Consider the following 9846-nt stretch of genomic DNA (forward strand, 5'->3'; position numbering starts at 1 on the left):
GCAGCGGCGAGGCAGACCGACAGCAACACCAGATCAGCGGAGAAGCCCCCGCACGCCAGGTCATTCAGTACGTCACGGGTCCTTGGACCGGTGGTGTCCTGAGAACCTACGGTGGTCATCTTCGGTTCGCAGTAGGTGCCAGGACGAACGCCTTTGCCTTCTGCCAGACCGCAAGCCTTGCCGACCATTTTCTGCGCCAGGGTGAAACCCTTGGTGCTTTCAATTGGAGCATCCGGCTTCTTGAACAGATCGAACGCCGGCAGACCCAGTTCGGCGCGAGCCTTCTCGGTCAGGCCACGGCCGATGATCAGCGGGATACGGCCGCCAGCACGCACTTCGTCCAACAGTACCGGAGTCTTCATTTCGAAGGTGGTCAGGACTTCGTCGGTGCCGTGTTTGCAGACTTTGCCAGCATGCGGGTACAGGTCGATCACGTCGCCCATGTGCATGTTGGAAACGTCGAATTCGATTGGCAGTGCGCCGGCATCTTCCATGGTGTTGTAGAAGATCGGAGCGATTTTGCTGCCGAAGCAGAAACCACCAGCGCGTTTGTTCGGCACGTGAGGCACGTCGTCGCCGAAGAACCACAACACCGAGTTGGTTGCCGATTTACGCGACGAACCAGTACCGACCACGTCACCGACGTAGGCAATCGGGAAGCCTTGACCGCGCATCTCTTCGATCTGCTTCATCGGGCCGATGGCGCCCTGCTGATCAGGAACGATGCCGTCGCGAGCCATTTTCAGCATGGCCAGGGCGTGCAGCGGGATGTCTGGACGCGACCAGGCATCTGGAGCAGGGGACAGGTCGTCGGTGTTGGTTTCGCCGGTGACCTTGAATACGCGCAGGCTGATCTTGTCGGCCAGGGTCGGGCGGTTCTTGAACCACTCGCCATCAGCCCAGGATTGCAGCACGCCTTTAGCGTGAACGTTGCCGTTCTTGGCTTTTTCGGCCACGTCGTGGAACGCATCGAACATCAGCAGGGTGTGCTTGAGTTGCGCGGCAGCGACTGGCGCCAGTTCGGCGTCGTCCAGCAGGTCAACCAGGGTCACGATGTTGTAGCCGCCCTGCATGGTGCCGAGCAGTTCTACAGCGCGCTTTTTGTCCAGCAGAGGGGAGGAGACTTCGCCCTTGGCCAGTGCCGACAGAAAACCGGCCTTTACATAGGCCGCTTCGTCCACGCCTGGTGGAATGCGATTGGTGATCAGGTCAACGAGGAAAGCTTCTTCGCCAGCCGGAGGATTCTTCAACAGCTCGACCAGGCCGGCTGTTTGTTCGGCGTTAAGCGGCTGGGGAACGATACCCAGTGCTGCACGCTCTTCGATATGTTTGCGGTAGGCTTCAAGCACAGTTATTACCCTCATCAGTGGTCCCAAATGGGTGTCCGGGACGCTCGTCGCGAAATGCTCGTACTCATGCGCTGCGCGGCGTTGTGGGCCGCTTAGCCAGAATTACCGACCATTCCTTACAGAAGCTGCTTTCAAAGTTTTACGCCTGCAGAGGGGGAGCTGATGAGGGTTGGCGTTGGGCTTTTCCCCGCTGGAAAAACCCGTCGCCAACACCGCTCTGAAGGAACGACTGTGCTCGTGACGCTTTGAAAACAGCTTCTAACGGACATTGGCGCCTTAAAAGGCTGGCTGATTCTACGGCAAAAAAAATTTAAAGGTAAGTCGGGCTCTATTGGACTTTGGTGGCGTTGTGCGTGGCCGGGCCAAACACCGGGCCAGCGCTTGCCCCTGACGTTTGAGGGGTGATCAATGCCTGACAAAGGGCTAACATGCCGATCTGTTCCGCGTTTCAGTGCCTTTGCCTACTTTATATGCCCAATCAGACCATCAAGACTCCCTGCGTCGGCCTCTGCTCCACTGTTTACGGTGATCTGGTGTGCCGTGGCTGCAAGCGTTTCCATCACGAAGTGATCAATTGGAATGGTTACGGCGAGGAGGAAAAGCGGGCGGTGTGGCTGCGTCTGGAACAATTGCTGTCACAAGTGATGGCGGGCAAAGTCGAGATTTTCGATTCGGCGCGCCTGCGCCAGCAGCTCGAACAGCGCAAGATCCGCTTCGTGCCGCATCAGTCGGAATATTGCTGGGCGTATCAGCTGATTGCCCGTGGCGCGCGGGTGATCATTAATCTGGAAGCCTACGGAATGGTGTTGCTGCCGGAGTTCCGCGACTGGAATCTGCCGGAATTGCGCGATGCCATTGATCGGGAATTCTTCCTGTTGTCGGAAGCGCACTATGAGCGCTACATCGCCCCCGGTTTCCTCAAGGACGCCTTCGGCGGCTAGCAACATCGCTGGCACTCTCCCGCACGGTTTGTGTTCACTCTGTGCAGGGGGTGATCCGGCAGCTTTTGCGGTTGCGGATCTGTTCGTCTGTTGGCCGTTCGCGGACGAATTCGAAGCGCGGCTCACCTTCGCTGTAATGCACCAGCCAGCCCCATTCCAGTTCCTGCTCATCCTGCCCGGGATTCGGTGGTCGGGCCCACCATGGTTCTTTGCTGAGGATCTCGCGCATGGCGGCCTCCGGTTGATGGCAATCCTTGAACTATAGACCGGTGTCGCGAGTCGTCAGATCAGGCTGTGTAGAATCCGCCGATCGATGAGTTAAGGAGCCGGGCCATGACCGATGACGAACGCAGGGATGAACCCTCCAAACGCCTGTTTTTTGCGCTGGATTGCCCGCCGGCGCAGCGTAAGGCGATTGCGCATTGGCGTGCGGAGTTGGGCCTGAGAACCGGCAAACCAGTGCCGGCAGACAATTTTCATCTGACGCTGCTGTTTCTCGGCGCGGTGCCACTGGCGCAGATCGGTGAAGTCTGCGAGGCCGCCGGCAAAGTGCGCACGCCGGGGGAGGCGCTGCGGATTGCGCTGGATCGCTTGCAGGTCTGGCACCGCGCCGGGGTGTTATCGCTGGCGCCGGAGCAGGCACCGCAGTCGTTGCTGCGATTGGTTTACGCGCTGGAGCAGGCCATGTTGCCATTCGGTTTTGAAGAGACGGCCCGCGAGTTTCGCCCGCATCTGACTCTGGCCCGCGACTACCGCGCGCCGGAGCCGGAATCCGCCGCGCCGGCAGAGTTCTGCCTGCACGCCGAGCACTTTGCCTTGTTTGAATCGCACAAGGGTCGTTACCGGATTTTGCAGGATTGGCCGCTGACCTGAGCCACAAAAAAAGGCGCCCGAGGGCGCCTGAAATTCACCTGAGCCGAGGGAGCCAGGTGAGGCCGTTCATATGCAGGGTGCAGCGGTGGTAAGGCGCTGCGCGAACGGGAAATTCACAGGTTTTCAAATCACACCTAAAACCCTGTGGGAGCTGCGGTTTATCAGTGTCGTCACAATTTCAATCAGCCACGATTACTTGCCGAGTTTCACTCGGGTCCAGCCGCGGGTCATGATCCGCTGGGTAGCAATCGGCTGATCCGGCACCGCATATAGCGTCGCCATCACCGCTTGCGACGGGTACGAGCCCGGGTCGTTGCGGATCGCTTCGTCCACCAATGGCGTAGCGGCCGAGTTGGCGTTGCTGTAGCCGTTGCTGTTGGTGATCTCGGCGATGATGTCCGGACGCATCAGGAAATCCATGAACAGATAGGCGTTGTCGACGTTCGCCGCATCGCGCGGGATGGCGACCATGTCATAGAAGCTGCCGGCGCCTTCCTTCGGAATGCTGTAGTCGATTTTTACGTTGTTGCCAGATTCCACCGCGCGGGCTTTGGCCTGCAGGACGTCACCGGAGTAACCGACCGCCACGCAGATGTTGCCGTTGGCCAGGTCCGAGATGTACTTCGAGGAATGGAAGTACGCCACGTACGGGCGAATCTTCATGAACAGCGCTTCGGCTTCCATGATGTGCGCCTTGTCCTTGTCGTTCACCGGGTAGCCCAGGTAGTGCAGGGCGGCCGGGATCATCTCGGTCGGCGAGTCGAGAAAACTGATGCCACAGGCCTTGAGCTTTTCAGCGTTCTCCGGCTTGAACAGCAAGTCCCAGGAGTTGGTCGGGGCGTTGGCGCCGAGCACTTCCTTGACCTTGGCCGGGTTGAAACCGATGCCGATCGAGCCCCACATGTACGGGAACGCGTGAGCGTTGTCCGGATCACTGGCGGCGGCGTTTTTCAGCAGCACCGGGTTGAGATTCTTCCAGTTCGGCAGCTTCGATTTGTCCAGCGGCTGATAGACGCCAGCCTTGATCTGCTTGGCCAGGAAACTGTTGGACGGCACGACGATGTCATAACCGGATTTACCCGCCAGTAAGCGCGCCTCAAGGGTTTCGTTGCTGTCGAAGACGTCGTAGGTCACACGGATGCCGGTCTCGTCTTCGAACTTCTTGACGGTGTCCGGCGCGATGTAATCGGACCAGTTGTAAACGCGCAGCACTTTGTCGTTGGCCTGGGCGCCCATGACGATTGCGCCCATTAAGGACAGTGTCAGCAGAGTCCTGCCAAACATTTTCATCGGTACAACTCCATTTTTCTTATTCAAAAACACAACACGTGATGCACAGAACCCGTGGCACTAAAATTCAACTGAGAAAAGGAGATCCATTGTGGCGAGGGGATTTATCCCCGTTCGGCTGCGAAGCAGTCGTAAAACCTGAATACACAGTTTTCAGGTAGAACTGCAGGGGGCCGCTTCGCAGCCCAACGGGGATAAATTCCCTCGCCACAGATAACGCCCTTTCACCACAGATAACGCCCTTTCACCACAGATAATTCCCTTTGATCTCAGGTAAATCCCTGACCACAAGGGATCTAAATCACACAGTTAAACTTCAAGCAGTGGTAGCAGCACGCTGCGGCTGCCACGCCTCACTCGCCGTCTGATCCATCGCTTCTTGAATCGCACGTTTGCGGTTGGCTTCTGCCCGGCGGCTGAAGTACCAGACCAGGAAAGTCACCAGCGACACTGCCAACAAAATCAGACTCGCCACCGCGTTGATCTCAGGCTTGACGCCCAGACGTACCGCCGAAAACACCTCCATCGGCAGGGTGGTGGAGCCGGGGCCGGAGACGAAGCTCGCTAACACCAGGTCATCCAGCGACAGGGCAAAAGACATCATCCCGCCCGCCGCCAACGACGGCGCGATCATCGGAATGGTGATCAGGAAAAACACCTTGAACGGCTTCGCGCCCAGATCCATCGCCGCTTCTTCAATCGACAGGTCCAGCTCACGCAGGCGGGCGGAGACTACCACTGCCACATAGGCTGCACAAAACGTGGTGTGGGCGATCCAGATCGTGACGATGCCACGCTCCTGCGGCCAGCCGATCAACTGCGCCATCGCCACGAACAGCAGCAACAATGACAAGCCGGTGATCACCTCAGGCATCACCAACGGCGCGGTGACCAAGCCACCAAACAGTGTGCGGCCCTTGAAGCGCGTCACCCGAGTCAGCACGAACGCGGCCAGAGTACCGAGCGCGACAGCGGCAATCGCGGTGTAGCAGGCGATTTCCAGCGAGCGCCCCACTGAGCCCATCAGTTGTGTGTTGTCGAGCAAACCGGTGTACCACTTGATCGACCAGCCGCCCCACACCGTCACCAATTTGGAGGCGTTGAACGAGTAGATCACCAGGATCAGCATCGGCAGATAGATGAACGTCAGGCCGAAGATCAACATAAACTTTGCAAAACCGAAGCGTTTCATCCCCGTGCCTCCATCTCTTTGGCCTGGCTGCGGTTGAACAGCAGAATCGGCACAATCAGGATCAACAGCATCACCACCGCCAGGGCAGACGCCACCGGCCAGTCGCGGTTATTGAAGAACTCTTGCCACAGCACGCGACCGATCATCAGCGTCTCCGGGCCACCCAACAGTTCGGGAATCACGAACTCGCCAACCACCGGAATGAACACCAGCATGCAGCCTGCGATGATGCCGTTCTTGGCCAGCGGTACGGTGATTTTCCAGAAGTTGTTGAAGTTGCTCGAACCCAGGTCCGATGCGGCTTCCAGCAGGCTGCCGTCGTGCTTCACCAGGTTGGCATACAGCGGCAGCACCATGAACGGCAGGTAGGCGTAAACCACGCCGATATACACTGCCGTGTTGGTGTTGAGGATCTCGATCGAGTGATCGGTCAGGCCGGTCCACATCAGAAAACTGTTGAGCAAACCGTTGTTGCTGAGAATGCCCATCCACGCGTAAACGCGGATCAGGATCGCGGTCCAGGTCGGCATCATGATCAACAGCAGCAGGACGTTCTGCGTTTCCTTGCCGGTCTTGGTGATCGCGTAAGCCATTGGGAAGCCGATCACCAGGCACATCAGCGTGCTCAGTGCCGCGACCTTCAGCGAACCGAGGTAGGCCGACAGGTACAACTCGTCTTCGCCGAGCATGGCGTAGTTGCCGATGTTCAGCAGCAGCTGGAATTTCTGTTCGGCGTAGGTGTAGATCTCCGAGTACGGCGGGATCGACAGCGCAGCTTCCGAGAAGCTGATCTTCATCACCAGAAAAAACGGCAGCATGAAGAACAGGAACAGCCAGATGAACGGAATGCCGATCACCAGTTTTCGGCCACTGGGCACCAGGCGCAGGAATTGCTGATTGAAGGTTCTCATGAGCGCAGTACCACGCCGCTGTCGTCTTCCCACCAGACGTAAACCTTGTCGTCCCAGGTCGGTCGTGCGCCACGACGTTCGGCGTTGGCCATGAACGACTGGACGATCTTGCCGCCAGGCAATTCGACGTAGAACACCGAGTGGCCGCCGAGGTAGGCGATGTCATGCACTTTGCCTTCGGACCAGTTGTAGCGGGACTCGGGTTGGGTGGTGCTGACGAGCATTTTTTCCGGACGGATCGCGTAGGTGATCGACTTGTCCTGCACCGATGTGCTGACGCCATGACCGACATAGATCTTCTGCTGCAAGTCCGGACTGTGGATGATCGCGTGACCTTCAAGGTCTTCAACCACCGTGCCGTCGAAGGCGTTCACGTTGCCGATGAACTCGCAGACCATACGGCTGACCGGTGCTTCATAGATGTCGATCGGGCTGCCGATCTGCGCGATCCAGCCCAGGTGCATGATCGCAATGCGCTCGGCCATCGTCATGGCTTCTTCTTGGTCGTGAGTCACCATCACGCAGGTCACGCCGACACGTTCGATGATCTCAACCAGCTCCAGCTGCATTTGCGAACGCAGCTTTTTATCCAGCGCACCCATCGGTTCGTCGAGCAGCAACAGCTTCGGACGCTTGGCCAGCGAGCGGGCGAGGGCGACACGTTGGCGCTGACCGCCGGAGAGTTGATGCGGCTTGCGTTTGGCGTATTGGGTCATGTGCACCAGACGCAGCATTTCTTCAACGCGGGCGTCGATTTCACTGGCCGGCAAACGGTCCTGCTTCAAGCCGAAGGCGATATTCTGTGCCACGGTCATGTGCGGGAACAACGCGTAGGACTGGAACATCATGTTGATCGGCCGCTCGTACGGCGGCATGTCGGTGATGTCCACGCCGTCGAGCAGAATCCGCCCTTCAGTCGGGCGTTCGAAGCCGGCAAGCATGCGCAGCAGGGTCGATTTGCCCGAACCGGAGCCACCGAGCAGGGCAAAGATTTCGCCCTGATGGATCTCCAGGGACACATCGTCCACGGCGGTGGTTTCGTCGAACTTCTTGGTGACACGATCGACTTTCACCAGCACCTTTTTCGGTTGCTGATGACCTTCAAGTGCCTTCCTGTAAGTGCTGGAGGCGTTTGCCATGTGAAACTCCCAACAGGTTTCAGTGCCTGGCCAATGCGGCCGGGCTTAAGTGGATTGCAAGCCTGTAAGCACAATCCCCGGTCGCCTCACATCCCCCTGTGGGAGCGAGCTTGCTCGCGAAGACGTCAGGTCAGTCGACATTGTTGTTACCTGACACACCGCCTTCGCGAGCAAGCTCGCTCCCACAGGGTTTTGCATTGATCCAACGGGTACTGCTCTTACCGATCCGGCTTGTTCGGCGCCGCCGTCCTGGCTGCCTGGGTCGTACTTGTTGTTATTACGGGTGTTGTTTTTCACGAATGACGGATGTGCGCAGGCACAGCCGACTTTCGTGGGGGCAGTAAATCGTTACCTATTCTTTGGTTTTGTCAGCGCTGGTTGCGCCGCGCCGCACGCTGGCGGCAAGCCTCACCGAATGCCTGGAAAATCTTCAGGTAGTTCGGGTTGTCGAGCACTTGCCACTCCGGGTGCCATTGCACGCCGAGGGCAAAGGTTAGGCTGAGCTCCACCGAGATCGCCTCGATCAGACCATCCGGCGCCACCGCTTCGGCACGCAAGCCGGGAGCGAGGCGGTCGATGCCCTGACTGTGAATAGAGTTGACCTGAAACTCGTCCGGCATCCCTAGCGCTTCGAACACGCCACCACTGAGCACATTGACCGCATGAGCCGGTGCGTATTGCACGGCCACATCCGGGCTGTCCGCTTCACGGTGATCGAGCATGCCCGGCAACTCATGCACCTTCTGATGCAGGCTGCCGCCGAATGCTACGTTCATTTCCTGAAAGCCACGGCAAATGCCCAGCACCGGAACGCCCGCCGCAATGGCTGCACGCAATAAAGGAAGGGTCGTGGCATCCCGCGCCGGATCGTGATCCGTGCCGGGAGCGCTGGCCGGGCCTTGATAGTGGAAAGGCTCCACGTTGGAAGGCGAACCGGTCAGCAACAGACCGTCGAGTTGACCGAGCAGGTCCTCGATTTCAGTCAGGTTGCCAAGGGAAGGAATGACCACTGGCAGCCCCTGAGCGCCAACGCTGACAGCACGGACGTACTTGTCGCCGCTGATGTGATAGGGGTGCAGGCCAATCTGTTTGACGCACGCAGTAACGCCGATCAATGGCTTGAATGCCATTTTTATTCACCTCGAAGTTTGACACTTGAACGAGCTTTTCCGGAGCTTAGCCTCGTTGATTTTAATTAACAACTGCCATGTAAAAAATTCTAAACGCCTTCCGTCAAATCTTCATGTTTTTTCGGGTGTCTGGCGCCTGTATTGGCACGTGAGTGTTAAAAATAGCCCGAAAAATAAAGGCTGAGCGGCTGTGTGTTCGCTATTGACTTCACTTTGCCTTTCGGATTGACTGGCTCGGCGAAACAGCAGTGAACATAATAATTAACAGCTAAATAGGTGCATCATGTCGGTCCCTCTGCGTACCGTTCAACTCAACGAAGCAAACGCATTCCTTAAGAAATATCCTGAGGTTTTGTACGTCGACCTTCTGATTGCGGATATGAACGGTGTGGTGCGCGGCAAGCGCATCGAACGCACCAGTCTTCATAAGGTTTACGAAAAAGGCATCAACCTGCCGGCATCGCTTTTCGCTCTCGACATCAATGGCTCCACGGTGGAAAGCACCGGCCTGGGTCTGGACATCGGTGACGCTGACCGCATCTGCTACCCGATCCCCGGCACCCTCAGCATCGAGCCGTGGCAGAAGCGTCCAACCGCACAACTGTTAATGACCATGCACGAGATCGAAGGCCAGCCGTTCTTCGCTGACCCGCGTGAAGTGCTGGCCAACGTGGTGCGCAAATTCGACGACCTCGGCCTGACCATTTGCGCAGCGTTCGAGCTCGAGTTTTATCTGATCGACCAGGACAACGTGAACGGTCGTCCACAGTCGCCACGTTCGCCGGTTTCCGGCAAGCGCCCGGTGTCGACTCAGGTCTACCTGATCGACGACCTCGACGAATACGTCGACTGCCTGCAAGACATCCTCGAAGGCGCGAAAGAGCAGGGCATTCCTGCTGACGCCATCGTCAAGGAAAGCGCCCCGGCGCAGTTCGAAGTCAACCTGCATCACGTCTCCGATCCGATCAAGGCGTGCGACTACGCTGTCCTGCTCAAGCGTCTGGTGAAGAACATCGCCTAC

Annotated in this window: 8 protein-coding genes and 2 pseudogenes; 3 read left to right on the forward strand and 7 right to left on the reverse strand. The window is 58.0% G+C overall.

Annotation, left to right across the window (positions count from 1 at the left end; all coding sequences use genetic code 11):
* Positions 1-1349 (reverse strand): annotated as a pseudogene (locus ACIQVE_RS28460) (aconitate hydratase B); the annotation flags it as partial.
* Between the two features lie 470 nt (positions 1350-1819).
* Between ACIQVE_RS28460 and ACIQVE_RS28465 the strand changes: the two are divergent.
* Positions 1820-2290, forward strand: coding sequence for a DUF1289 domain-containing protein (locus ACIQVE_RS28465; RefSeq protein WP_402815104.1), 471 nt, complete (start codon positions 1820-1822; stop codon positions 2288-2290).
* A gap of 34 nt (positions 2291-2324) precedes the next feature.
* Here the strand turns inward: ACIQVE_RS28465 and ACIQVE_RS28470 are convergent, their stop codons facing one another.
* The gene (locus ACIQVE_RS28470; RefSeq protein ID WP_402815106.1) at positions 2325-2519 is read right to left on the reverse strand and encodes a hypothetical protein; all 195 of its coding nucleotides are present in this window, start codon (positions 2517-2519) and stop codon (positions 2325-2327) included.
* 104 nt (positions 2520-2623) lie between these two features.
* On the opposite strand from ACIQVE_RS28470, the gene thpR reads away from it, so the two are divergent.
* Positions 2624-3163 carry an RNA 2',3'-cyclic phosphodiesterase gene (gene thpR / locus ACIQVE_RS28475; protein ID WP_402815109.1) on the forward strand — a complete coding sequence of 180 codons (540 nt, stop codon included), beginning with the start codon at positions 2624-2626 and terminating at the stop codon, positions 3161-3163.
* Between the two features lie 192 nt (positions 3164-3355).
* On the opposite strand, the gene ACIQVE_RS28480 is transcribed toward thpR, so the two are convergent.
* The 5 genes from ACIQVE_RS28480 to ACIQVE_RS28500 all read right to left on the reverse strand — a co-directional run bounded on the left by ACIQVE_RS28480 (position 3356) and on the right by ACIQVE_RS28500 (position 8825).
* Complete coding sequence (locus tag ACIQVE_RS28480; RefSeq protein ID WP_402815112.1) at positions 3356-4453, reverse strand: polyamine ABC transporter substrate-binding protein; 1098 nt, start codon at positions 4451-4453, stop codon at positions 3356-3358.
* A gap of 316 nt (positions 4454-4769) precedes the next feature.
* Complete coding sequence (locus tag ACIQVE_RS28485) at positions 4770-5645, reverse strand: ABC transporter permease subunit (protein WP_402815115.1); 876 nt, start codon at positions 5643-5645, stop codon at positions 4770-4772.
* A complete protein-coding gene (locus ACIQVE_RS28490; RefSeq protein ID WP_191626509.1) occupies positions 5642-6523 on the reverse strand; it encodes an ABC transporter permease subunit in 882 nt (293 codons plus the stop codon). Before ACIQVE_RS28490 ends, ACIQVE_RS28485 begins: the two co-directional genes overlap by 4 nt.
* A 29-nt stretch (positions 6524-6552) precedes the next feature.
* Complete coding sequence (gene potA / locus ACIQVE_RS28495) at positions 6553-7695, reverse strand: polyamine ABC transporter ATP-binding protein (protein WP_402815117.1); 1143 nt, start codon at positions 7693-7695, stop codon at positions 6553-6555.
* A 368-nt stretch (positions 7696-8063) separates the two neighbouring features.
* Positions 8064-8825: a gamma-glutamyl-gamma-aminobutyrate hydrolase family protein gene (locus ACIQVE_RS28500; RefSeq protein ID WP_402815120.1), complete on the reverse strand. Its 762-nt coding sequence runs from the start codon at positions 8823-8825 to the stop codon at positions 8064-8066.
* 283 nt (positions 8826-9108) lie between these two features.
* Here ACIQVE_RS28500 and ACIQVE_RS28505 point away from each other — a divergent pair.
* Positions 9109-9846: pseudogene (locus ACIQVE_RS28505) on the forward strand (glutamine synthetase); the annotation flags it as partial.

Source organism: Pseudomonas sp. NPDC098747 (assembly GCF_044760045.1).
Taxonomy (GTDB): domain Bacteria; phylum Pseudomonadota; class Gammaproteobacteria; order Pseudomonadales; family Pseudomonadaceae; genus Aquipseudomonas.

Coding starts and splice junctions, on each gene's coding strand:
- ACIQVE_RS28465 (WP_402815104.1), top strand. CDS start 1,820: ATGCCCAATCAGACCATCAAGACTCCCTGCGTCGGCCTCTGCTCCACT.
- ACIQVE_RS28470 (WP_402815106.1), bottom strand. CDS start 2,519: ATGCGCGAGATCCTCAGCAAAGAACCATGGTGGGCCCGACCACCGAAT.
- thpR (WP_402815109.1), top strand. CDS start 2,624: ATGACCGATGACGAACGCAGGGATGAACCCTCCAAACGCCTGTTTTTT.
- ACIQVE_RS28480 (WP_402815112.1), bottom strand. CDS start 4,453: ATGAAAATGTTTGGCAGGACTCTGCTGACACTGTCCTTAATGGGCGCA.
- ACIQVE_RS28485 (WP_402815115.1), bottom strand. CDS start 5,645: ATGAAACGCTTCGGTTTTGCAAAGTTTATGTTGATCTTCGGCCTGACG.
- potA (WP_402815117.1), bottom strand. CDS start 7,695: ATGGCAAACGCCTCCAGCACTTACAGGAAGGCACTTGAAGGTCATCAG.
- ACIQVE_RS28500 (WP_402815120.1), bottom strand. CDS start 8,825: ATGGCATTCAAGCCATTGATCGGCGTTACTGCGTGCGTCAAACAGATT.